The following is a 24,163-nucleotide window of genomic DNA, read 5'->3' on the forward strand; positions in this document are numbered from 1 at the left end:
CGACCCCCTCGCGCCGCGAATCTCGGGCGAGCATTCTACTGTATGAAATCAACGATCTACGGCATATAACCTATGGATAACTCCACCGCGATACCCCGACCTACAGGCTGCTTAGCACTTTCGTTAGCACTTTTCGCAGCCCGAGCTAGGAGTCGTGCAAATTGCAGAGTAGCTAGCCACCGCATAGGCATGATGGGGAAGTTTCACGGGCTCTCAAGCTGAGCGATCCAGGATCCGGGCGGTGCTGGCCTCTGGGGTGAGGTCGAGCCTGCGGAGTAACTGCGCGTTGAGGGCGACGACGACGGTGGAGACGGACATGAGGATCGCCCCGATGCTCATCGGCAGTACGAAGCCGATCGGCGCGAGGACGCCCGCGGCCAGCGGCACGGAGACGAGGTTGTAGCCGGCCGCCCACCACAGGTTCTGCTTCATCTTCCGGTACGCCGCGCGGGAGAGCTCGATGACGGACAGCACCGACCGGGGATCGGAGGAGGCCAGGATCACACCCGCCGAGCCGATCGCCACGTCGGTGCCCGCCCCGATCGCGATGCCGACGTCGGCCTGGGCGAGTGCGGGAGCGTCGTTCACGCCGTCGCCGACCATGGCGACCCGGCGACCTTCGTGCTGCAGCTCGGCGACCTTGGCGGCCTTGTCCTCGGGGCGCACCCCGGCGAACACGCGGTCGATGCCGAGATCCCGCGCGACCGTCTCGGCGACGGCCCGCGCGTCGCCGGTGATCATCACGACCTGGACCCCGGCGGCGTGCAGCGCGTCGACGGCCTCGCGCGACTCGGGTCTGATCTCGTCGGCCAGCCGCAGGGCGCCGATGACCTTGCCGTCGGCGATCACGTGCAGGATGATCGCGCCCTCTTCGCGCCAGGTGTCGGCGACGGGGAGTTCGTCCGCCCCGTGCTGGTCGAGCAGGTACGGTCCGCCGACCTCGATGACGATTCCATCGACGGTCGCCTTGACGCCGACCGCCGGGGAGGATGAGAAGTCCGAGGCCACGGGCACGTCGAGCTCCCTGGCGCGCGCGGCGCCGACGATCGCGCGGGCGAGCGGGTGCTCGCTGTCGGCCTCCGCGGCGGCGGCCAGGGCCAGCACCTCGGCCTCGGTCCGGGTGTCGGCGGGATCGATGGCGGTCACCGTCGGCTCGCCCTTGGTGAGGGTGCCGGTCTTGTCGAACAGAATCGCATCCACGGTGCGCATAGACTCCAGCGCGAGGCGATCCTTGACGAGCACTCCGCCGCGGGCGGCGCGTTCGGTCGCGATGGACACCACCAGCGGGATCGCCAGGCCGAGCGCGTGCGGGCAGGCGATGACCAGCACGGTGATCGTGCGCACCACGGCGGCGTCGGGCAGCCCGACGAGCGACCAGATAGTGGCGGTGATTGCCGCCGCGCCCAGGGCGAACCAGAACAGCCACGCCGCCGCGGTGTCGGCGATCCGCTGCGCCCGGGACGAGGACGCCTGAGCGTCTGCGACGAGCTTCTGGATACCGGCGAGGGCGGTGTCGTCGCCGGTGGCGGTGACCTCGACGCGCAGGCCGGAGTCGGTGGCGACGGTGCCGGCGACCACCTGATCGCCGGTCTCCCGGCGCACCGTCTTCGACTCGCCGGTGACCATCGACTCGTCCATCGAGGCCGCCCCGTCGACGATCCTGCCATCAGCGGGTACCGAGGAACCCGGGCGCACGATCACCACGTCGCCGACGGCCAGATCAGCAGGAGCGACCTTTGCTACGTCGTTGCCGTCGATTTTCTCGGCCTCGTCGGGCAGCAGCGCGGCGAGCGAGTCGAGGGCGGAGGTGGTCTGCGCGAGCGAGCGCATCTCGATCCAGTGCCCCAGCAGCATGATGACAACCAGCAGCGCCAGCTCCCACCAGAAGTTCAGCTCGTGGTGCAGCATGCCGAGGCTCGCACCCCAGGAGGCGAGGAATGCGACGGTGATCGCCAGTGCGATGAGCAGCATCATGCCCGGCTTGCGGGAGCGGATCTCGCTCAGCCCGCCCGAGAGGAACGGCCTGCCGCCCCAGAGGTAGACGACCGTGCCCAGGATCGGCGACACCCACGGCACCCACGCGGCCTCGGGCAGCTGATAGCCGACGAGGTGGGCGAACATGTCGTTGCAGGCCACCACCGGCACGGCGAGCACGAGCATGATCCAGAACAAGCGCCGGAATTGCCCGACGTGATCCCCGTGTCCGGCATGCCCATGATCATGTCCGCCGTGTCCCTCGTGGTGCGCGTGGGCGTCGTGGTGATGGCTGGAAGGCTCGCCGTGACTCTGGTGGTGGTCGTGCGAGTGGTGACCGGAGTGGGTGTTCGGCTCGTCGTGGTGCGCGTGCTGAACGTCCACGTGCTCAGGATGCGCGTGCGATCGTGTCGAGGGATCGTTGCTCATGGTCTCGTCTCCTTCGTTCGTCACCCCAGCCCAGAGGCGAGACCGGGGCGAAGGTTCCGCGCTCCCGTGCACGTCCGCACGTCGGGAGCGCGGAACCAGATGCCGTCAGGCGGCGTAGGCGTAGCGGTCGGGGTCGGCGTCGAACAGGGGCCCGCAGGCCGCGCAGCAGAACCAGTACCGCTGCCCGTTGTGGTCGCGGTAGAGTCCGGCGGCCTCAGCGTCGGCCTTCACGACCGGGGTGCCGGCCATGACCTGGCACTCGGTCATCGCATCGGCCGGCGTCTGGGCGATGGTCTCCGCACTGGGCGTATGGTCGCAGCAGCTGCCACCCGTGGCGGAGGTGTCGGTGAGGTTGAGGTTCTCGTATGCAGTCATCAGGTAGATCTCTTCCTTTGGTTGATTACGGTTCGATCGGATACGGATCAGATCGCAAGTGAGCGCCCGGCGGCTTGTAGTTGCATGTATCTGCCACTCATTATGGTGACTCGCTCCCGCATTCTCGTGACAATCTTCTCGGGCTTTCGCTAGGACATGGCTCCTCCAACACAATACCCCTTAGGGGTATTCCTGGCTGGTGTGAACTTCCTCAGCGAGGCGCTGCGCTTGCCCGGTGGGGCGGATGTGACGCAGGCGGGTAGCGGCGATGATCGCGGCCACCGCGGCGATGACCGCGGAGACGATCGCCGCCATGTTCAGGCCGCCGGAGAAGGCCGCCTGTGCGGCGGCGATCAGCTGTTCGCCCAGCGCGCCGGGCAGTTCCGCAGCGGCGGCGAGGGCGCCGTCGATGCTGTCCGACGCGGCGGCCGCGGCCTCCGGGGAGAGCCCGTCGGGCAGGGTGCCGTCGATCCGGTTGCGGTAGGCGGCGAGGCCGACGCTGCCGATGACGGCGACACCGAGCGAGATGCCCAGGTCGTTCGCCGTGGTCGCCAGCCCCGAGGCGCCGCCGGTCTTCTCCGGGGGCACCGAGCCCACCACGAGCTCGGTGGTCAGTGCCATCGAGGGGGCGACGCCGGGGTAGGTGATCACGAAGCTCGCGATCACCAGCGCCAGGCCTGTGCCGGCGTCGAGCTGGGTGAACAGGATGTAGCCGACGACCTGGGTGAGCAGGCCGATCGCGATCACGTTCCCGGGCCGGAACTTCCGTGCGAAGACCGGCGAGAGGGTCGAGACGACGATCAGCACCGCCGCCGCAGGCAGGATCGCCAGGCCCGCCTGCAAGGGCGAGAGGCCTTGCACCGTCTGGAGGTACTGGGTGAACAGCGAGTACACCCCACCCAGTGCCGCCGCCGAGAGCAGGAACACCGCCAGCGCACCGGAGACGGTGCGATTGGCGAACAGCCGCACGTCCAGCAGGGGCTGCTTGGCGCGCAGCTGCCGGAGCGTGAACCACAGCCCGATCAGCACGCCTGCGGCGAGCAGCCCGAGTGTGGGCCCGACGGGCTCTTGGGCGGCGAAGCGCTTGATGCTGTAGATGATCGCGAGCAGCCCGCCGACCAGCAGCAGGGCGCTGAACAGGTCGATCTTCGCCGACGGATCGCGGTGCTCGGGCACGAGGATTGGGGCGCCGATGGCGACGAGCGCCATGATTGGCACCGCGACGAGGAACGTCGCCTGCCAGCCAAACCCTTCCAGCAGCAGGCCGGACAGGAGTGGGCCGAGGGCGACGCCGGCGGAGATACCGCCCGCCCAGACCCCGATGGCGACGCCGCGCTGTTTCGCGTCGGCGAAGATCACGAAGATCAGTCCGATCGTTGCGGGCACCATCATCGCTGCGGCCAGTCCGAGGACGGCGCGCCAGACGATCATCAGCTCGGGGATCGTGGTCAGGGACGCCGCGATGGAGACGGCAGCGAACAGGGACGCGCCGATGACCATGAGCAGGCGCTTGCCCACCCGGTCGCCGAGCACGCCCATCGCGACGAGGAACCCGGCCATCACGAAGCCGTAGATGTCGAGAATCCACAGCAGCTGCGTGCTCGTCGGGTTCAGGTCCGCGGCGAGGTTCGGGGCTGCCAGGAACAGGATCGTCAGCATCATGAACAGCAGCGTCGAGGGGATCACCAGCACGGCGAGCCCCCACCACTGCCTCGCCCCGGCCTTCGGGGCCGCGGGGGTGCCGGGCGCGCTCATGTCGCACCCCCTCGGGGTGTGCGTGTCGTGGTCATGGTCGTGTGCTCCTCTCTGCCGGATCGCCGCCCGGGCGGGCGACCTCCCGCACAAGTCGTATATGTGTGTACGAGTTGCAACGAATACAATATCTCATACATTCCAGTACGACTTGTGAGGTAGAGCATGGCGACGAAGAACGCCCAGCCGACCGGCGGCGCTCGACGTGGCCCGGCGACAGTGAGCCGGGCGGCTAACCAGCGCGCCGACGCGCAGCGCAACCGGGTAAAGATTCTGGCCGCGACAGTGACCGCGATCCGCAAGAACCTCGACGCGTCGGTCGCCGACATCGCTGCTGAGGCGGGAGTGGGCCGGATGACCCTTTATGGGCATTTCCAGACTCGCGCAGAGCTCATTGAGGCCGCACTGGTAGACAGTCTGGAACGCGCCGAGGACGTGCTCAGTCAGATCCCGCTGGACGGCGACCCGCGTGCGGCCTTCCAGCGACTCATTGCCTCCAGCTGGATGTTCGTCGACCAATCCCGTGCCCTGCTGGCCGCGGCACAGAAGGAACTCTCCGCCGCCCGCATTCGCGAGCTGCACGAGAAGGCTGAGGCGCGCATGCGCGGACTGCTGCTGCGCGGACAGCGCGAAGGTGCCTTCCGCGCCGACTTGCCGGTGTCCTGGCTGCTGACCACCACGCACGTCGTTCTCAACGGTGCGGCCGAGGAGGTGCGCACGGGCCGGATCGACCCTGACGATGCGCCATGGTTCATCGACGCGATCTTGCTGCCGGCCTTCACCGCCCCGCCGTCGGCGAGATGACCTCGCCCGCGTATTGCAGGGGCGAGGTCAAGGGGCTTTGCGTCCGGCGAGGACGCCACCGCCGAGGAGGAACAGGGCGCCCATCGGGTAGCCGGCGACGAGGTCGACCCAGCCCTCGGGCTGGGCGGGGCCGAAGGTTTCGAGGTGCGCGAGCCAATGCACGATGAGGATCACCGCACCGAGCGCCAGGAGCAGTTGACCTAGGCGCACGAAGCGGCGGTGTCGGCGGTAGGCGGAATCGGGGCCGGGGACGCCGGCTGGCTGCTGAGATTTCATGAGGTTGTGTGCTTTCACGCTGTGGATGGGCTACTGCTGGTAGGCGATAGTCGCCATCATCCCGGCTTCGCCGTGGTAGAGGTTGTGGCAGTGGGTGAGCCACCGGCCAGGATTGTCGGCGTCGAACTCGAGGCGGAAGCTCTGGCCGGGAAGCACGATCGAGGTGTCCTTGCGAGGGCCGCCATCGGGGTGCTGGTAGGTGTGCCCGTGCAGATGCATGGGATGCCACATCGTGGTCGAGTTCGTGATGGTGAGCGCGACCCGCTCCCCTTCACTGATCGCGAGGGCGTCGCGGAGGGGGTCGTCCATGTCCAGGCGGGTGCCGTTGATCGCCCAGTCGTATTTCTCCATGGTGCCCGTGAGTTCCAGGGCGATCGTGCGATCCGCGCGCTTGGGGGCCAGCGCCACCTCCTCCGCGGCCGTCAGGTCGGCCGCGATCGTGGGGGTGCGGGCCTGCGAGAGGGTGGTGCCTGCCGGGGGCGGGGAGCCGGCCCCTGTGGAGAGGATCGCGAGGGCCTGGTCGACTTTGCCGAGCGCCTCGGCGACGACGGCGAACATGCCGTCGCCGGCGGTGAGGATCGCGTCGTAGCGTTCCCCCATCCCAATCACGATGCTCTCCGCCTCGTGCGGCGCGACTGGGTACCCGTCGGTGTGGGTGATCGTAAGCTGATGCCCGGTGACCCCGAAGCGGAAGGCTGTGTCGCCACCGGCATTGATGATCCTGAGCCGGATCCGTTCCCCGGGTTTCGCAGTAAAGGTTTCAGGATCGAGCTGGGGGCGTCCATTGATGAGGTAGAGCGGATAGTAGACGTCGCCCGCATCGCCGCCGAGGAGGTCGGAGGTAGCACCCATGAGGGTATTGCCCATCCGCATCGGCATGCCGCCATGATCCATTCCGCCCATCCCGCCCATGCCGCGGCTGAGCTCAGCGAATACGTCGTCGGGGGTGGCGTTGATGCCGTCGAGCCAGTCGTCGAGCACGATCACCCATTCCCGGTCGTAGTCGCCCCGCTCCCGGGGGTCGTCGATGATGAGCGGCGCGTATAGACCCCGGTCGAGCTGCGTGCCGACATGGGGGTGGAACCAGTAGGTGCCCGCGTGCGGCAACGCGAACTCATAGGTGAACGTGTCGCCGGCCGCGATGGCAGGCTGCGTGAGACCCGGCACCCCGTCCATGTCGTTGCGCAGAGCGAGGCCGTGCCAATGCACGGTCGTCGGATCGGGGAGGTCATTGGTGAGGGTGACACGGAGCAGATCGCCGACGTTGCCGCGGATCGGCTCCGCAGCCGTCACACCCCGGTATCCCCAGGTCTTGACGGTCTTCCCGCCGAGATCCAGGGTGACCGGCTCAGCAGAGAGCGTGCGTGTGACTGTCTGACCCGTGGTCAGTCGGCTCGCCTCGGCCGCATCGACCGCGTCCGCCGTGGGCGAGAGGAACGCAGAGCTCTGCCTCGGGGTGCAGGCGGCCAAGCCCATCGCGGCAAGCGTCAGCGTGCCGGCGGCGAGGAACTGGCGGCGATTCAAAGAGCCGGTCATCAGTGGTCTTCCCGTGGTCGAGGATGGTTTGTGCGGTGCGGGGGTCATTGCGCGTTCGCTTCGATGAAGGGGAGCGGGTCGATCGGCTCACCGTTCAAGCGCAGCGCGAGATGCAAATGCGCACCGAAAGACATACCGGTGTTGCCCACGCGCCCCGCCTCATCGCCGATACTCACCCGATCGCCGACCTGATAGGCATGGGACTCGCCCTCCATGTGGCAGTAGCGACTGGTGAGGTCTTGCCCGTCGACGAGATGCTGCACCTTGAGCGAGAACCCGCAGCCGTCGCTCGCCCAGCCCGCTTCCACGACTACCCCGTCGCCGATAATACGAATCGGGGTGCCGTTGGCGGCAGCGATGTCCTGGGCATCGTGGAACTGCGCCACGGGAGCAGTGCGATATCCGAAACCGTCGGTGAGGGGCATGGTCTGATCGAAGGGGTAGCGCAGCTTCGTATCCGTCAGCTGATCCGGATCGACGAGGCCCTGCTCGGTGTTCACGCGTCGCGGTGCGACGGGGGCGGCCTGAACTTCGACCGCACCGATCGCATTGAACGTCTCGGCGCCGATTGCGGCGGGCGCGCCGACGAGCTGCTGCGCGGGGAGCTCGGCGGCGGCCGCCGCGGACACTGGGGCGAACGGGGCGGGGAAGGCGACGGGGCTCATCATGCCAGCCACGCTCAGCACCGCCGTCGCGGTGGCCATGAGGCTGCGCCGTGCCCGCTGTTGGGGTGGGGTGCCGCCGCCAGTGCCGTCAGTGAGGAAGTCGAACGACGGCATAGGGGTGAGATAGATCTGCTGGCCGTTCACGCGAAGAGCCCTCCGATGACGTAGTAGTTGCCGATCGCGACCGCGATACTCAGGGCGAGGGTGCTGGGAATGAAGACGACGGGGTTCTTGAATGGGTTTCGACGGGTATGCATAACTGTTCCGTGAGTCGGTGGCCAGGGAAGCGAAGGGTTCGAAGCTGCGACAGGGAAGCCGCAGTCACTCGGGCGCATGAGCGACAGGCACACGCACCGGCGGGGTGGGCGTGATCGAACTGCGCGCCTTAGCGAGACGCTTGGAGGACGACGGCCGGGCAGCGACGCGCGCCAGGCACACGCTGCGTGCAGGCCCTCGGCCAGGGTCGGCGTCCGGCCCGGTTGATCCCGGAGAAGGCCGGGCGTCAGTCGATCAGCCGCACCGCTCGTCGCGGCTCAGTGCCGGGGTGCGCGGGCAGGCTCGTGCCGAGATCCTAGTTCAAGTGCGGCTGATCGACAGTGCGAACAACGACGGCGGACGGGCCGCCGGAGGCGCGGGAAGTGCGCGGTTCAGCCAGCCGGCGGACTGTGCGGCGGCGCGGGAGAGACGGAACAGGGCGGGCCTGAGCAGGAAGAGCACTCCGGTCAACAGGGCCAGCATGCACAGCATGAGCATGCTCAGGTGCCCGTGATCAGGAACTGTGCCGTGCGCGCAGCTCGCGTCACAGCCAGCGGACGCTCCGCTCACTGAGCCGTCTAAGGTTAGCGCGTCGGCCGCGCGTACTGTGTCGCTGGCGGTAGCTGTGCCCGCGGGCACGAGCGCGTCGCGCGCTGTAGCGTTGCCGGACAGGGAGTGCATCGCCACCAGGCCAAAGATGAGCATCAGCACGATCGCGAAGACCGTTCCGGCGCTCTGGATAAAGGGGCGCGTGGTCGCACGGTTCACCGCATCTCGCACACCAGCCCCTTTCGTTATGGTTTTGTTACCGTATCATGCTCGCCTGAGCCGTCGCCAGCTGCCCCTCACAGGCATGCCCTGCGATCCTCCTGGGGGTCGCGGCTCCCAGCCTGTGTCTCCCGGAATGCCCTAGCGTAGAACTAGGACGCTCCAGCGATCTGCGGGTGCGGTGCGCGGCAAAGGAGAGGAGGCGGCGATGCTGACCTGTGGTGGAACGCCGCACAGAGACTCGCCTCGCCGACGCCTAGTTTCCTTCAGTCTGCTCGCTCTGGTGCTGGCAGGAATCTTCGGTATGCATGTCCTGAGCAGCTCGGCCGGACACGGCGGCCACGACACGAGATCCCCCGTCGCGCTTATCACGAGCGATCACGAAGCCGCGGATGTCGGCATGGGCGGCAGCTTGGGCACGTTAGCGGGGGCGCACGCATCCGGCACAATGGCCGCACCGGATGTGGCACCGGGAGATGCGCAGTGTCCCAACTCGTGTGAAGATCCGGCGCCTGGTCATGCCGCTCTGATGGTGGGGTGTGTACTCGCTCTGTTGGCGGGCGTCGTGCTGCTACTCATTCCGCTCGTGCTGGAGCACTCCTGGCGCTCCCTCGTCCTCGCGATCCGCTCCCTGCCACTTGCGGGCACTGTGTTGCCGCGACCACGGCCGCCGTCTCTTCTCGTTCTGTCGATCAGTCGCACCTGATTCGCGCCCGCTCCGGCCTCGGCTGGAGCACGGCTGCGCCCTGCCCGGGGCGCGATTCTCTGACTTTGTTGACTGAATGAAAGGACGCATACTGATGCGTATTCGCACGCTTGCGCTGGCTTCGGCCGCGCTGTCCACCGCCCTCCTGCTGGCCGGCTGCTCCCCGAGCGGAACGTCGGACGGGATGGCCGGCATGGATCACGGATCCACCGCTTCTAAGACGCCGACTGAGTCCGCAGCGCAGTTCAATGCAGCCGACCAGATGTTCGTGACGATGATGATCCCGCACCACGAGCAGGCGATCGAGATGGCCGACATGCTGCTCGCCAAGGACGGCATCGACGAACGGGTGGTTGCCCTCGCGCAGCAGATCAAGGACGCCCAGGGGCCCGAGATCAAGACTATGCAGGCCTGGCTCGACAATTGGGGCGTCTCCGCCGATGATTCGTCGACGGGCGGCATGGATCACGGCGGCGGCATGATGTCGGAAGACAGTATGACCGCCTTCGAATCAGCCACCGGAACCGAGGCGACGCGCCTGTTCCTCGAAGGCATGATCGAGCACCACACCGGCGCGATCGAGATGGCCCAGTCCGCCCTCGATGGCGGCAAGAACCCGGACGTGCTCGAGCTTGCGCAGCAGGTCATCGACGACCAGAGCGCAGAGATCACCACGATGCAGGAGCTCCTGAACAGCCTCTGATTCCGGCCTTGACCCGGGTCCCCGCCCACGCAGGAGCGGGGACCCCGCCCGCATCCTCGCAGCTCGCACCGCTCCCCAGTGCCCCCTGCATCCTCTCCGTTGACCGGGCCGCCCGCCCGCGTCCCACAGAAAGATGATCCAATGCCCGCATCTCTCCTCTCCAGCACGCCCCGCCTGCGCGGGCGGCTGCTCGTCACCGCGGCGACGGCTGCCCTCGCCATCGTGCTGACCGGCTGCGCCGCTGTCGCTCCCGCTGCGCCAGCATCCTCGCCACCGCCAACCTTCGGCCATATTCATGCCGTGATCCCAGAAGCCGGGGGAACCCTCCTCGTCGGCACCCATACCGGCCTCTACCGCGTGGACGAGGACGGTGCAGTGGACGGCCCACTCGGCGACTACGACTTCGATCTAATGGGACTCACCGACACCCAAGGCGCGCTGATCGCTTCCGGGCACCCAGGCCTTGAAACCCCGACGGAGCTGGGCTCCCCGAATCTCGGCATTATCCGCAGCGACGACACCGGGAAGAAGTGGCACCCGGTCGCCTTCACCAACGATGAGGACTTCCACGTCCTCACTGCCAGCCCGGACGGTCAGCTCTACGGCATCGGATCAACCAGCCCCGCGCTGCGAGTCAGCAACGACCTGGGGACCACTTGGGAGTCCCGCACCGAGCTCGACGCCGTTGATCTCGCTGTAACCACAGATGGCACGATCTACGCGGCCACCCCTGAGGGCGTGCGCACCAGCACCGACGGCGGGGCATCGTTCACGCCACTCGGAGATGCGCCGCTGCAGTACCTGCTCGAAGCTGCCGGAGACACAGTCGTCGGGGTCGGCACCGACGGACAGATCTGGCAGCGAGTCGGTAAGGGCGAGTGGAAGGCAATCGGATCAGCGACGGGCACCGTCGAAGCATTGGGGCTCTCCCCGGCCGGAGACGTCATCCTCGTCGACGAACGCGGCATCGTTGCACTCGACGACGACGCCACGATCATCCTGCCCGCACTATCGAGCCCCTGACCGATATCGAAGGAGCCCTCACACCCTGAACCTCCAAGCCTCAGCGACTGCTTTCGCACCCCGGTCTCGCCACTCCGACACAGCCTCCTTAGCGCCACATGTGATACCCCTGTTCTGCTGTATACACATAGGCTACGAATCGTAGGCAAAGGCGCGCAGGACTTGGCTTCGCACCTGTCTTCTGTGACGGTCTCGATGCGGGTGATGAGCGCCGGTGACGGCTACAAGTACCTCCTGCGCTCCGTCGTCACCGGCGACTGCGACCGCTCGCTGTCCACACCGCTCACACGCTACTACGCCGAAGCCGGGACCCCGCCCGGCAGGTGGCTCGGCGCCGGGATCGCGCAGCTCGCCGGCGGTCAGATCACGACCGGCGATGAAGTGTCGGAGGAACAACTGCAGCTCCTCATCGGCATGGGCCGAGATCCCGTGACCGGTGATCCGCTCGGGCAGGCCTACCCGGTCTATTCGACCCCGGTAGAGCGCGTCGACGCACGGGTCGAAGCCCTCGACCCCGAGCTCGGCCCTGCCTCCCGCGCGGAGGCTGTCGCGCAGATCGAGAACGAGGAACGCAAGCGCGGCACCCGGAAGGCGGTCGCAGGCTACGACTACACCTTCTCGTTGCCGAAGTCGGCCTCCGTGCTCTGGGCGGTCGCCGACGCGGGCACGCAAGCGCTGATCGCCGACGCGCATCACGCGGCGATCGCGGAAGTGATCGAGTTCATGGAACGCGAAGTCGCTGCCACGCGTGTCGGCTCGACCGGCGCCGACGGCGGCGCGGTCGCCCAGGTCGATACCTTCGGGCTCGCCGCGACCGCCTACGACCACTACGACTCCCGCGCGAACGACCCGCACCTGCACACGCACGTGGTGGTCTCTAACAAAGTGCGCACGGTGCTTGATGGGAAGTGGCGGTCGCTCGACGGCCGCCCTATGCACGCCGCCACGGTCGCGCTCTCCGAGTTGCACGAGGCGGTCATCGCCGACCATCTCACCCGGCTTCTCGGCGTCGAGTGGGAGGCACGCGAGCGGGGCCGGGGCCGGAACCCGGCATGGGCGATCGCGACGGTCCCGGAAGACCTCGTGCTCGAGTTCTCGACCCGCTCGTATCAGATCGATTCGGAGAAGGATCGCCTGATCGCCGAGTACGTGCAGCGGCATGGGCGGCAGCCGTCGGCGGCGACGGTCATCAAGCTCCGCGCTCAGGCCACGCTCACGACCCGGCCAGAGAAGAAAGTGCGCTCGCTCGCCGACCTCACGACCGAATGGCGCAAGCGCGCCACCAGGAAGCTCGGCCGGGATGCCGGCGAGTGGGCGCGCGAGGCGATCCCGGCGGGGATGATGCGGGTGCTGCGGGCGGATGACGTGCCGCTCGATGAGATCGAAGCGATCGCGCTCTCCGTGGTCGAGGCCGTTGGGGCGAAGCGGTCGACCTGGCACCGCTGGAACCTCACCGCCGAGGCCGCACGGCAGACGATGGGGTATCGGTTCGCGACGACTCGGGATCGGGAAGCCGTCAGCGGCATGGTCGTCGATGCGGCCGAGCGCGCCTCGCTGCGCCTCACCCCACCCGAACTCGCCTCCACCCCGGCACGGTTCCAGCGCCCGGACGGCACCTCGGCGTTCCGGCCCCGCCACTCGACCCTTTACTCCTCGACCGAACTCCTGGAAGCGGAAGCACGGCTCTTGAAACGCTCCCGCACCCTGACTGGGCCGACGCTGCCGCTCGCGGTGATCGAGCGCGTCACGGCCGCCCCGGATCGGGACGGGCGGATGCTTGGCCCAGACCAGGCCGACGCCCTCACCAAGATCGCCATATCGGGGCGAGTGCTCGACATGCTGGTCGGCCCCGCCGGCACCGGGAAAACCACCGCTATGAACGCACTCCGCCGCGCGTGGGAAGCCGAGCACGGGGCGGGGTCGGTGGTGGGGTTGGCGCCGTCGGTGGTCGCGGCGGAAGTCCTCGCCGACGACCTCGGCATCAAGACGGAGAACACCGCACGATGGTGGACGCTCCACAACCTGGGCCGGGTGTCATTCCGGGCAGGGCAGCTCGTCATCATCGATGAAGCCAGCCTCGCAGGCACCCTCTCACTCGACCGCATCACCAAGATCGCCGAAGAAGCCGGCGCGAAAGTCCTGCTCGTCGGCGACTACTCCCAGCTCCAAGCCGTCGAAGCCGCCGGCGCCTTTGGGCTCCTCGCGGGTGACCGCGACGACACCCCGGAGCTGTCCACGATCTACCGGTTCACGAACGAGTGGGAGAAGATCGCATCCCTCGGGCTCCGCCTCGGCCAAACCGATGTGATCGACACCTACCAGGATGCGGGCCGGATCGCCGGCGGCGATACCGAGGATGTGACCGCCCTGGCGTATGAGGCGTGGCGTGCCGACCGGGAGGCGGGGGTCGCGTCGATCCTCGTCACCGATTCCAGCGAATCCATGACCGCGCTGAACCTCCGCGCCCGCACCGAGCTGATCCTCGCGGGGGTCGTGCAGCCGATCCGTGGTGAAGTCGCCCTCGACGGCGGCGCGACCGCCGCGGTCGGGGATGTCGTCATCACGCGGGATAACCGCCGGGATCTCCGCTCACGGTCGGCGTGGGTGCAGAACGGGAACCGGTGGACCATCACCCGTGTGCGGCGCGACGGCTCCGTGACGATCCGGCCCGCCGCCCAGGATCGGGGCGGGTCGATCGTGCTGCCCGCCGACTACGTCGCCGAGCACCTCGACCTCGGCTACGCCGTCACCGCCTACCGCGCCCAGGGCGTCACCGTTGACACTTCGCATGTGCTGGTCGAGCCGTCGATGACCAGGGAGAACCTGTACGTCGCCATGACTCGCGGCAGGGACGGGAACTACGCCTACGTCGCCGTCGACACCCCAGACGACGCGCACCGGCACCCGCACGAAGCCTCGGATGTGGAGGAGGCCGCACGGCGGGTGCTGTTCGGGGTGCTCAATCATTCCGGTGCGGAGCTGTCGGCGCACGAGACGACCGAGCGGGAGCAGGAGAAGTGGGGGTCGATCCGGCAGCTCGCCGCGGAGTACGAGACCATCGCCACCGAAGCTCAACACGACCGCTGGGCCACCCTCATACGTGCATCTGGCCTCACCACCGCCCAAGTAGGCGCCGTGCTCGACTCCGATACTTTCGACGCCCTCGTCGCTGAACTCCGCCGGGCCGAGGCGAACCATCACGACGTTGACCGGCTTCTCCCACGCCTGGTGAGGGCTCGGGGCTTCGATGACGCCGACGACATCGCCTCCGTCCTGCACTGGCGACTCGCCACCGCCACCGAACACCCTGCCAGCAGCGGGCGCGCGGCGCAGGTGCCGAGGTTGATTGCGGGGCTGATCCCCGTCGCTGGCGGCATCACGGAACCGGATATGCGGCAGGCGCTCGCGGAACGGCATCAGCTCATCGAACAACGCGCCGCGGCCATCGCTGAGCAAGCCGCGGCAGATGGTGCGCCGTGGGTGCGGGCGCTCGGGGCGCGGCCGGATGATCCACGCAAGCAGGAGGCCTGGGTACGGTATGCGCGCACGGTCGCCGCGTACCGTGACCGATACGGCATTACGAGTGACGATGCTCTCGGGCCGGCTCCGGATGGGCTCGCGCAGAAGATCGACCAGGCCCGCGCCACGCAAGCGATCCAACGCGCGCGAGCACTCACGACTCAGCGGGCGCGCCCGAAGGCCGCGTCGAACGCGCTCACCAGACGGGGCGCACGGTCACTCTGATGAAATGCCCGCACATTATCGGCGGGTGCATGACAAAGGCGAGAGCGCCGTTCAGGTGCCCCCGCCTGTATCGGGAGCAGTGCTATTCGGGCAGCTGCGAGGTGGACAGCACAAGTCGGTATGCCTCGGTGTTCTCGTCGCCGTAGTCAACGACATCTTCCAGCGTCATGATGTTGCGCACGTGCTCGATGGCCTCTGCCTGGGTCATCGGCGGTTCGTCGCCCCAGTCGTTCTGGTTCTGATCAGCGGTGACGATCGCTGCCGCTTCTTGGAAGTCCATCGTCGCATCTCCACGCTCGGTCTGTTCGGTGATGTGTCTTCAGCGCAACGTAGCGCCTCCTACTGGGTGCGCTCTCGTCTTCACCATCGCCAGGCGGCGGCCAGTGACGAGGGTTCCGCTTCCGCGCTGGCCGACGTACAGTGGAGGCGTAGGCAGTCTCTACAAAACGTTCGCCGCTATCGGATGTAGTGGCACGGCCACCCGGGAACGGGAAGCCCTTTTCAAATGACTCACTGCCGAGTGATCTGAAAGGGCTGTCCTCATGCTCTCGACCATCTTCTCCGGCGTCGTCCGCTGCTACTACTTCCTCGCGAGGTACGCACCCGGCCCTCGGCTCATCTCTCGCATCCTCCGTCGCGACGGATTGAAGTGGGGCACGCCCGCGATGCTCGTCGCCGCCCCGTACTACTTCCTCGCGAACTTCCTCAAAGGGCTCATCGAGCAAGGCGGTGACGCCTGGCTCAGCTTGCCGATGCTGTGGTGCCTCGTCATGGGAACCGTGTTCCTCGTGCTCGGGCCGGTCAGCCTTCTTAAGCTAGCGAAGGCTCGCATACTAGAAGCTGTGCAGGCACGCCGCGGCGACCGCAAGAAGGGCGTCCCTGCGACAAAGAACCCCGCGCCCGCGAGCAATGACGAGTAAACTTCGTAGTGTGTCACCGGTTCGCTCAGGCGAACGGAACCAGGTTCCGACGCGAGTGGCACGCAGGTGGCATACAGGTAGTGACGGGCTCAGAAAACCGCATGATTCCGCGCCTCTTGTCAAAACTGGGATTTCTGAGCCCCATGATCTAGGCCTGCCGCGAAAGGCCTGAAAAGAGGCCCTGACCTGCGAAATGTCGCGGGTCCGGGCCTCTTTCTCGTGCCGTCTCCAACCAGGATTCCGAGGATCCGGGTGCTGATGGTTCCCGAGGGCGCGGGGTGGTTACGACTGCCCGCGTGAGTCGAGTCGAGACCACCGGCGGGCGGAACCGGCGGATGATCCCCGGAATCACGCGGAAGGCACCACGAAGGCCGGGCAACTTCTCAATCGCATCCCGCCGCAGCGCCACCCCGCCTCGCGGGAAGGTAGGAATGCGGTGCCCAGAGTCCATACGTTTCGTCGAAGCCGCCGCCCGTCTCCGATTCCTAGCCTGTCTCACATGGAATATGGCGTGTTTCTCCCGTACGGTGCGTTTCCCGATGAACTCGAGAACGGAGGTAAGCCTGTCTACGAGCGGATGCTCGAGCTCGCGCAGGTGGCCGATGCGAACGGGTACGGCTACGTGTGGGTGCCCGAGCACCACCTGATCTACTTCAACCAGTCGCCTTCGGCGCTGCTGCCGCTGGTGCAGATCGCGCAGCACACGCAGCACGTGCGAGTGGGAGCCGCGGTGATCGTGCTGCCCTACCACCATCAGCCGATCCGCACCGCGGGGGAGATCGCGCAGGCCGACAACCTGGTCGGCGGCCGGTTGGAGGTCGGCCTGGCGCGCGGCGCGTACGCGTACGAGTTCAAGAAGCTCCACATCCCGTTCGAGGAGAGCCTGGACCGATTCATCGAGAACCTGGAGGCGATCAAGCTCCTGCTCGAGACCGAGGAGACCGAGTCGAGCTTCGCGGGCAAGTTCGTGAACTTCGAGGACGTCTACGTGTGGCCGCGTCCGCTGCAGCGCCCCCGGCCGCGCTTCTGGATGGCCTCGCAGACGCCGCGGGCGATCGAGGACGGTGCGCGGCGCGGATACGACGTCATGCACTCCACCTTCCTGTGGAGCGACGACCACGTCGCGGAGATGGCGGCGGCGTTCTATCGCGGTGCAGCCGAGAGCGACCGCGACGACCAGAAATTCGCGATCACGAAGTTCATGTACTGCGCCGAGGACGAAGCCGACGCCGAGGCCCGCATCGATGAGCTGCTCGAGCACTGGCGGATCCACCAGCAGCTCCACGATTTCTCCCACGACGAGAACCCCCGAGGGATCATCCGCGCACGGGTGCAGGAGAACGAGCCGACGCGCGAGGAGATCCGGGAGAACCTGCTGATCGGCACCGAGCCCTGGATCAGGGAGAAGCTCGCCCGCTACGAGGCGATGGGCATCTCGATGATCAACGTGTCCCCGTTCGCGCGCGACCACGAGAAGGCCAAGGCCTCGCTCGAGAGGTTCGCCGCCATCGCTGCGCCGGCCGCGGCCGCTCGCCGGTAGCCGAAGCCGCAACAGTGTCAGAAGCAGTAGAGCCGCAGAAGCACCCGTAGACAAGCAGCATCAGAAAGCAGCAGGAGGAGCGCCCTCCACGAGGAGCGCTTCCCGGACCCCGGAAGGACACGCACCATGCGCGAGTACGTCATCGAGTTCGGACGCGCGATCCCGTACGAGGGAGATCCGACGATCTCCACGATGCACGTGAGGGACGGGAGGATCCTGCGAACGGGGCACCGCGACCTGGTGGCGTCGGCCGAGCAGAACGGCATCCCGTACATCGATCGGCGGGAGAGCGTCGCGCTCCCGGGGTTCGTCGACTCCCACCTCCACTTCGACATGTACGCGGCGAGACGTTCGCAGAACAGCGTGGACTGCGGCTACCCCCGCTGCAAGTCGATCGATGAGATCCTGCAGGCGCTGAGCGATGCCGAACCGCATCGCGGCTGGATCATCGGTCACGCGAACCTGTTCCTCGATCAGAAGATCGCCGACCACCGCCTCCCCGACCGGCGGGATCTCGACCGGGTGAGCAAGACGACCCCCATCATCCTGCACTGCGGCGGCCACATCTCGGTGCTGAACAGCGCGGCGATCGCACTGATCCCGGAGCAGGTCTTCGACGCCGGCCTGGCCGGGCTCTGGGGTGCGCCGCGGGTCGAGCGCGACGAGAACGGAGAGCTGAACGGGCGGTTCGCGGAGATCACCGGGCACCTGCCGATTCCCGAGCCGACCCGCGAGGAGCACGCGGCGGCGCTCGTCGAGGAGGGACGGAGATATCTGGCCAGGGGGGTCACGACCATCGGGGAGATGACCGAGAGCCGGCTGTCGCTCGAACTCCTCGAGGAGCTCACCGCGGACGAGCGGCTGCAGCTCCGTGTGCGGTCGATGCTCGTGGCTCGGGCGATCGCACCCGAGGAGCAGGTCATCGCGATGGCGGCGGAGGACGCGGGGCGTGCGAGAAGCGCGGCGAAGTTCGCCATCAGCGGGGTGAAGATGTTCTCCGACGGGGGCTACTCCTCGCGCAATGCGGCGACGCTGACGGAGTACCTCGCGACGGAAGCCGTGCGTCCGCATGATCGGGGCAGGATCAACCTCTCGTACGGCGAGCTGCGTCGTCTCATCGCGCTCTCCCGGGAGCAGGACGTGCAACTCGCGATCCACGCGAATGGCGCCCGCGCGCAGAAGGAGGTGCTGAACGCGATCATCGACTCGGGCGATCCGTTCCTGCATCGGCGCATCCGCATCGAGCACCTGGGCAACCTCGTGCCGGAGCTCTCGATGCTGGACGACATCAAGCGGTCCAACGCGATACCGGTGATGAATCCCGGATTCCTCTACGTCTTCATCGGAGACTTCGTGCCGGTCGTGCTGGGGGATGTCGCACGGAGCGGGCGGATGCCGACCCGCACCATTCTGGACGACGGCATCGTGCCGGTTTTCGCATCGGACGGGTCGCACGTGAACCCGCTGTTCAACTGCGGGGTCGCGGTGCGTCGCCGGGGTTTCTGGGGAGACGAGATCGAGCCCTGGGAATCGATCAGTCTTGCCGAGGCGCTCCCGCTCCACGGCATCGAGGCGGCGAAGGCGCTCTCGCTCGATCAGGTGCTGGGAAGCCTGACCGAGGGCAAGGAGGCTGATTTCATCCTCTACGACGAGGATCCACTCGCCTCCGCGGGAGACCTCGCGGATCTGGTGCCGAGCGAGGTCTACATGCACGGCGAAGTGGTCCATCAGAGATAAGAACCGGTCAGCGAAGACGGCGGAGGTGCAACGACGGTGATGCAGCAGAGAACGGCAGTGTCGGGATTCAGGACGGAGAATCCCATGACGGGGGAGGTCGAGAAGCGTTTCGAATCTCTCACCGACGCGGAGGTCGAAACGGCCCTGGCGCGAGCCGCAACGGCCTACACCGAGTGGTCGGAGCGGCCCCTCGGAGAGCGGAGCGAGGCCGTGGCGCGCGCCGCCGACCTCTTCGAGGAGCGGTCCGATCAACTCGCGGCTCTCGCGTCCCGGGAGATGGGCAAATCGCTGAACGAGGCGGCCGGCGAGGTGGCCTTCTGCGTCAGCATCCTGCGGCACTACGCGGCGGAAGGGGAGCGCCTGCTCGCCGACCAGACGCTCAAGGATGAGGCCGGGATGCGAGCGGTGCTCGAAACGCGCTCGCTCGGTCCGGTACTCGGGATCATGCCGTGGAACTTCCCGTTCTACCAAGTGGTGCGCTTCGCAGCACCCAACCTCGTGCTCGGCAACGCGGTGCTCGTCAAGCACGCGGCGACCTGCCCGCAATCGGCGCTGGCGATCGAGCGTGCCATGCGCGACGCGGGCCTTCCCGACGGCGTGTACCAGAACCTCTTCGTCGATCATCGTCAGGTGGAGGACGTCATCGCCGACGACCGGATCGTGGGGGTCTCGCTGACCGGTTCGGAGCGCGCCGGTTCGCGGGTCGCGGAGGTGGCCGGCCGACACCTCAAGAAGGTCGTCCTCGAACTCGGCGGATCCGACGCGCACCTGTATCTCAGCACCGACGACGTCGTGCAGGCGGCCCGCGGCGCCCTGCGGAAGCGCCTGGTCAACAGCGGTCAGGTGTGCACCTCGAACAAGAGGATCCTCGTGGCCGAGCGGCTCTACGATCGATTCGTCGCCGAGCTCGTCGCCGCCGTCGCGGAGCTGACTCCCGGCGATCCCTCCTCGCCGGCGCCAGGGGCCTACTATCCGCTGTCGTCGGTGCAGGCGGCCGACGAGGTGGCGCGGCAGATCGAACGCGCGGTCGAGCAGGGGGCGGTGCTGCGCATCGGCGGCGAACGACTCGACCGGTCCGGCGCCTGGGTGACGCCGGCCGTTCTCACCGGCGTCGCGCCGGGGATGGACGCCTACACGGAGGAGATATTCGGTCCGGTGCTCGTCGTCTACCCGATCACCGACTCCGAGCACGGCATCGAGGTCGCGAACAGCTCACCGTACGGCCTGTCCGGCGCGGTGTTCTCCACCGACCAGGACGAGGCGCTGCAGGTGGCCGCGCGCATGCAGGTGGGCATGGTGCACATCAACGCGACCGATGGGGGTGGCCCCGACCTCCCGTTCGGCGGTGTGAAACGCTCCGGGTTCGGACGGGAGCTCGGGGATCTGGGCATCTACGAGTTCGCGAACCGAAGACTGGTGTCGCTCCGGGATCCCGAGCCGGGGCCGGTGCGCGCGTCGGAGGGGAGCGCGAAATGAGCGAGCAGCGGACCTTCATGCTCCGCAGGTACCGGCTGGTGCCGGAGCGCGCGGCGGAGTTCCTCACGGAGATCTTCCCGCTGGTCGTCGACTCCCGGACCGCGAGCGGCTTCACGGTCGAGCAGACCTGGGTCGAGGAGCATCAGATGGAGTTCACGTGGATCCTCTCCTACCCGGGCACGGTCGATGAGACTCGTGCGGCTGAAGAGCACTGGATCGACTCCGACGCCCGGCGCGGCATCTTCGACGGGAGGCCGAAGTACGTCTCCGAGGCTTCCATCACCATCGTCGACCCGTTGCCGGAGCAGGGAGGGAGGAGCGCATGTGGATCAGAATGAGCAGGTGGTCGGTGCGCCCGGGCCTGGAGGACATCGATCATCGGCGGCGCTGGTACGAGGGGGTCCGAGAGACGTGGTATTCGCAGCCAGGGCTGCTGCACGCCCACGTCCTCGGCATTCCGGGAACCCGGGATCGGATGACATTCTCGGTATGGGAGACGGAAGGGCACTACCGGGACTTCGTCGCGAGCGGCGCGCTGCAGGAGGTGATCGCCGAATCCGACGACATCTACGCTCCTGACGGGCGGCCGATCGCGGAGGAGTGGGTGGTGCTCTCCGAGGACTGGCCGGTCCGTGGGAGGAATGCGCGCGATGATGTCGAGAACCGTGACGTGTGACCCGTAGACTGCCGCACACCTCATGACGGCGCGACGCGCACGAGACACGGGGCTCCAATGACGGAGTTCCGCACCAGCAGAACGGGGAAGACCCGGAAAGTGATACGTGAAACCATGAATGACCAGCAGCCCGGCTCGCCGATGCTCTCTCTCAAGAACATCAGCAAGACCTTCGGCGACAAACAAGTGCTCAAGGGCGTGAGCCTCGACGTGCAGCGCGGCGAGCGCATCTGCATCATCGGGCCGAGCGGCTCCGGGAAGTCGACCTTCCTGCGATGCTGCGATCTGCTCGAGGAGCCCACCTCGGGGAGCATCGAGTTCAACGGCGAGAAGATCTTCTCCCGCGGACTCGACGAACCGACGGTGCAGCTCTCAGCCGCGCAGAAGAACCGCGCCAGGGCGAAGATGACGATGGTGTTCCAGCAGTTCGATCTGTTCCCGCACCTCACGGCCCTCGACAACGTCGCGATCGGCCCGCAGCGAGTGCTCGGAACGCCGCGCGCGGAGGCCCGGGAGAAGGCGGCGGAGCTCATCGCGAGCGTTGGGCTCGGCGACTTCCTCGAAGCGCACCCCCGCACCCTCTCCGGCGGTCAGCAGCAGCGCATCGCCATCGCCAGAGCGCTGGCGATGGAACCCGAACTCGTGCTCTTCGACGAGCCGACCTCTGCGCTGGACCCCGAGATGGTGGGCGAGGTGCTGGGACTCATGACGGAGCTCGCGGCCGGTGGACTTACGATGGTGACGGTGACGCACGAGATGGGCTTCGCGCGCCAGGTCGCCGACCGGCTCGTCGTGATGGACGAGGGCGCCGAGGTGGAGTCCGGCGATCCCGATGCGGTGCTGAGCAACCCGCAGAATCCGAGGACGCGGAAGTTCTTGGAGGCGGTTGTGCATCTCTAGGGGCCGCAGGAGGCGGCGGCGCGACTACGAGGAGGTAGTGGTACTTGCAGTCCGGTGAATTCAGATTCGAGCAGGTCTCGGATTACTTCGAGAGCATCCGGCGAATGGCGCTCAACGTCAGCGGGTCGATGGAGTTGACCGAGGTGCTCCAGTCGATCGCGGACTCCATCTGCGATCATGCGTCCTGGCAGATCTGCTGGATCTACGCGATGGACCTCGGAGGGGGCTTCGGCGAGATCATCGCACGACAGGATCGGCTGCACTACACGGAGAAGAGCCGTGTACCCCGCTGGGATCTCGACGGTTCGGTCTCGTCCGAGGCGCTTCGCCGGGAGGAGATCATCATCATTCCGGACCTTCGCGAAGCCTCCGATTTCCCCACGAGCCAGGAGTGGGCGCGGAGCGAGGACATCGTGGCGGCGGTGACCGTGCCGCTCCGAGGCACGGATCCGCTGGGGCGCAGGATGGTGCTCTCGCTGCGGTCCCGAAACGATCTCCTGCGCGATCCGTTCCAGCTCTCCTACATCAAGGCGGCCGCTTCGCTGATCACCCTTGCGGCGTCGAACGCCGCGCTGCTCGACGAGACGCGCCGATCGGCGCTCTCGACGGCGCGAGCGGCGTCGCTGCTCGCAGCCACGACCGATGCGGTCGCGAGCGGCTGCCAGTCGGACGAGCAACTGCGCATCATCGAGCAGGAGAGCGAGCACTCGGTCGTGCTGTTCGACCGGGCGGGGAATCTGCAGTTCGCCGGGACGGCGCCCCCGTCGCCGGGCCTCGCGCAGGCCATGTGGGAGCAGGAGATCCACGAGCAGAAGGCGGAACTCTACCGCCGGGCCAGATCCTTGCGGGATTCGGCGGAGGCGTCCGTGCCGGTTTCGGTGGGCGGGAACGACCTGGTGGGCGAAGCCGTCGGTTTCGGCGGCACCCGGGAGTGGGCGGCCACCGGGATCGTGTTCCCGTGGTCGGCATCCGCTGATGCGCACGGCTTCGCGTCCGTCAACGCGGCGACCGCGATGGTGCTGCTGCGGGACCGGATCGCGGCGGAGTCGGAATCCCTCTTGCAGAGGGACGTGTTCCGTCAGATCCTCGAGGGCGAGCTCGCGAACACCTACGAGTTCACGACTCGTGCGGGCCTCGTCGGGCTCGCCACCGATCACGAGTACTTCCTCGTCGTCGTGCGCGACTCCTCGGCGGAGACGCTCGATCGGGATCTCGACGCCGACCTGCGGGAGCTGCTGCGGCGCTGGCCCGGAGCCTGCCTGCAGTTCCTCGAGAGCCTGCACGTCTTCTTCGTACCGGTGAGGCTGGCCCAGGGACGAGGGGAGGAGATCCTGCATCACGAGATGGGCAGGGTGATCTCGAAGCACCCGGGCGCCGTGATCACCTTCTCGCCGAAGGCGCTCCCGCTCGATGAGATGCCCGAGTCGTGGAGGAGCTGCCTGCAGGTTCTGGAGCTCGCGCAGAAGATCGGCCGAACCGGACTGGTCGGCGCTCGTGAGTTCGGGTCCAGCCGGTTCCTGCTCTCGGCCATGCGAGGCTCGGAGATCGCCGAGTTCATCGACGAGACGATCGGCCCGCTGATGGTGCACCAGGGCGAGCGGTACGGGGACCTCTTCCTGACGGCGGAAGCCTTCATGAACGCGCACGGCCGCTATCAGGAGACGGCTCGGCAGCTGAACGTGCACGTGAGCACCCTGCGGTATCGCCTCAGCAAGATCGCAGAGCTCCTCGGCAGGGACCTCGAGGATCCCGACACCCGATTCGACCTCACTCTCGCGATGCGGTTCGCCCGCCTGCAGCGGGAAAGCGCGTCGGACGAACGAAAGATGTGAACCGGCACCCGCTTTATCCTGCGAACAGTGCGATGCGTGCGCAGTTGGCGCTTTCTACGCTGTACCAGACGG

The 24,163-nt window shown here is 67.3% G+C and carries 20 protein-coding genes; 12 read left to right on the forward strand and 8 right to left on the reverse strand.

The window, feature by feature from the left end; translation table 11 throughout:
- Nucleotides 1–213: 213 nt before the first annotated feature.
- The 3 genes from ACWKZU_RS07475 to ACWKZU_RS07485 all read right to left on the reverse strand — a co-directional run bounded on the left by ACWKZU_RS07475 (nt 214) and on the right by ACWKZU_RS07485 (nt 4,533).
- The gene (locus tag ACWKZU_RS07475) at nt 214–2,403 is read right to left on the reverse strand and encodes a heavy metal translocating P-type ATPase (RefSeq protein WP_076623916.1); all 2,190 of its coding nucleotides are present in this window, start codon (nt 2,401–2,403) and stop codon (nt 214–216) included.
- Between the two features lie 105 nt (nt 2,404–2,508).
- Nucleotides 2,509–2,778 carry a YHS domain-containing protein gene (locus ACWKZU_RS07480; RefSeq protein WP_017883867.1) on the reverse strand — a complete coding sequence of 90 codons (270 nt, stop codon included), beginning with the start codon at nt 2,776–2,778 and terminating at the stop codon, nt 2,509–2,511.
- A gap of 180 nt (nt 2,779–2,958) precedes the next feature.
- The gene (locus tag ACWKZU_RS07485) at nt 2,959–4,533 is read right to left on the reverse strand and encodes an MFS transporter (protein ID WP_339975439.1); all 1,575 of its coding nucleotides are present in this window, start codon (nt 4,531–4,533) and stop codon (nt 2,959–2,961) included.
- A 162-nt stretch (nt 4,534–4,695) separates the two neighbouring features.
- Between ACWKZU_RS07485 and ACWKZU_RS07490 the strand changes: the two genes are divergently transcribed.
- Complete coding sequence (locus tag ACWKZU_RS07490) at nt 4,696–5,334, forward strand: TetR/AcrR family transcriptional regulator (protein WP_024356142.1); 639 nt, start codon at nt 4,696–4,698, stop codon at nt 5,332–5,334.
- Between the two features lie 27 nt (nt 5,335–5,361).
- Here ACWKZU_RS07490 and ACWKZU_RS07495 read toward each other — a convergent pair whose 3' ends face one another.
- From ACWKZU_RS07495 to ACWKZU_RS07510, 4 genes are all read right to left on the reverse strand, one after another.
- Complete coding sequence (locus ACWKZU_RS07495) at nt 5,362–5,610, reverse strand: hypothetical protein (RefSeq protein ID WP_017882575.1); 249 nt, start codon at nt 5,608–5,610, stop codon at nt 5,362–5,364.
- 30 nt (nt 5,611–5,640) lie between these two features.
- The gene (locus ACWKZU_RS07500) at nt 5,641–7,194 is read right to left on the reverse strand and encodes a multicopper oxidase family protein (RefSeq protein WP_306407803.1); all 1,554 of its coding nucleotides are present in this window, start codon (nt 7,192–7,194) and stop codon (nt 5,641–5,643) included.
- Entirely contained in the window at nt 7,191–7,955 is a 765-nt protein-coding gene (locus tag ACWKZU_RS07505; RefSeq protein WP_238560272.1) for a M23 family metallopeptidase, read from the reverse strand. Before ACWKZU_RS07505 ends, ACWKZU_RS07500 begins: the two co-directional genes overlap by 4 nt.
- 432 nt (nt 7,956–8,387) lie before the next feature.
- Nucleotides 8,388–8,846, reverse strand: a complete 459-nt coding sequence (locus ACWKZU_RS07510; RefSeq protein WP_152424142.1) for a DUF6153 family protein — start codon at nt 8,844–8,846, stop codon at nt 8,388–8,390.
- A 788-nt stretch (nt 8,847–9,634) separates the two neighbouring features.
- On the opposite strand from ACWKZU_RS07510, the gene ACWKZU_RS07515 reads away from it, so the two are divergent.
- From ACWKZU_RS07515 to mobF, 3 genes are all read left to right on the forward strand, one after another.
- Nucleotides 9,635–10,243 carry a DUF305 domain-containing protein gene (locus ACWKZU_RS07515; protein WP_024356141.1) on the forward strand — a complete coding sequence of 203 codons (609 nt, stop codon included), beginning with the start codon at nt 9,635–9,637 and terminating at the stop codon, nt 10,241–10,243.
- A gap of 141 nt (nt 10,244–10,384) precedes the next feature.
- Nucleotides 10,385–11,266 (forward strand): sialidase family protein, encoded by an 882-nt coding sequence (locus ACWKZU_RS07520; protein WP_024356140.1) that lies wholly within the window; start codon nt 10,385–10,387, stop codon nt 11,264–11,266.
- A gap of 195 nt (nt 11,267–11,461) precedes the next feature.
- Nucleotides 11,462–15,010, forward strand: coding sequence for a MobF family relaxase (mobF, locus tag ACWKZU_RS07525; protein ID WP_193743367.1), 3,549 nt, complete (start codon nt 11,462–11,464; stop codon nt 15,008–15,010).
- Between the two features lie 82 nt (nt 15,011–15,092).
- On the opposite strand, the gene ACWKZU_RS07530 is transcribed toward mobF, so the two are convergent.
- On the reverse strand, nt 15,093–15,290 hold the full coding sequence (locus ACWKZU_RS07530) for a hypothetical protein (RefSeq protein WP_017882583.1): 198 nt from the start codon (nt 15,288–15,290) through the stop codon (nt 15,093–15,095).
- A 262-nt stretch (nt 15,291–15,552) separates the two neighbouring features.
- Here ACWKZU_RS07530 and ACWKZU_RS07535 point away from each other — a divergent pair, with 262 nt between their 5' ends.
- The 8 genes from ACWKZU_RS07535 to ACWKZU_RS07570 all read left to right on the forward strand — a co-directional run bounded on the left by ACWKZU_RS07535 (nt 15,553) and on the right by ACWKZU_RS07570 (nt 24,091).
- Nucleotides 15,553–15,930: a hypothetical protein gene (locus ACWKZU_RS07535; RefSeq protein ID WP_017882584.1), complete on the forward strand. Its 378-nt coding sequence runs from the start codon at nt 15,553–15,555 to the stop codon at nt 15,928–15,930.
- A 499-nt stretch (nt 15,931–16,429) separates the two neighbouring features.
- Complete coding sequence (locus ACWKZU_RS07540; RefSeq protein WP_449281705.1) at nt 16,430–17,470, forward strand: LLM class flavin-dependent oxidoreductase; 1,041 nt, start codon at nt 16,430–16,432, stop codon at nt 17,468–17,470.
- A 126-nt stretch (nt 17,471–17,596) separates the two neighbouring features.
- A complete protein-coding gene (locus ACWKZU_RS07545) occupies nt 17,597–19,207 on the forward strand; it encodes an amidohydrolase (protein WP_449281706.1) in 1,611 nt (536 codons plus the stop codon).
- A gap of 39 nt (nt 19,208–19,246) precedes the next feature.
- Entirely contained in the window at nt 19,247–20,683 is a 1,437-nt protein-coding gene (locus tag ACWKZU_RS07550) for an NAD-dependent succinate-semialdehyde dehydrogenase (RefSeq protein WP_449281741.1), read from the forward strand.
- Nucleotides 20,680–21,021: a hypothetical protein gene (locus tag ACWKZU_RS07555; protein WP_449281707.1), complete on the forward strand. Its 342-nt coding sequence runs from the start codon at nt 20,680–20,682 to the stop codon at nt 21,019–21,021. Before ACWKZU_RS07550 ends, ACWKZU_RS07555 begins: the two co-directional genes overlap by 4 nt.
- 11 nt (nt 21,022–21,032) lie before the next feature.
- Entirely contained in the window at nt 21,033–21,359 is a 327-nt protein-coding gene (locus ACWKZU_RS07560) for a hypothetical protein (protein ID WP_449281708.1), read from the forward strand.
- Nucleotides 21,360–21,473: 114 nt separating this feature from the next.
- The gene (locus ACWKZU_RS07565) at nt 21,474–22,259 is read left to right on the forward strand and encodes an amino acid ABC transporter ATP-binding protein (protein ID WP_449281709.1); all 786 of its coding nucleotides are present in this window, start codon (nt 21,474–21,476) and stop codon (nt 22,257–22,259) included.
- Between the two features lie 104 nt (nt 22,260–22,363).
- The gene (locus ACWKZU_RS07570) at nt 22,364–24,091 is read left to right on the forward strand and encodes a helix-turn-helix domain-containing protein (RefSeq protein ID WP_449281710.1); all 1,728 of its coding nucleotides are present in this window, start codon (nt 22,364–22,366) and stop codon (nt 24,089–24,091) included.
- Nucleotides 24,092–24,163 lie beyond the last annotated feature (72 nt).

It is taken from the genome of Leucobacter sp. (assembly GCF_053528595.1).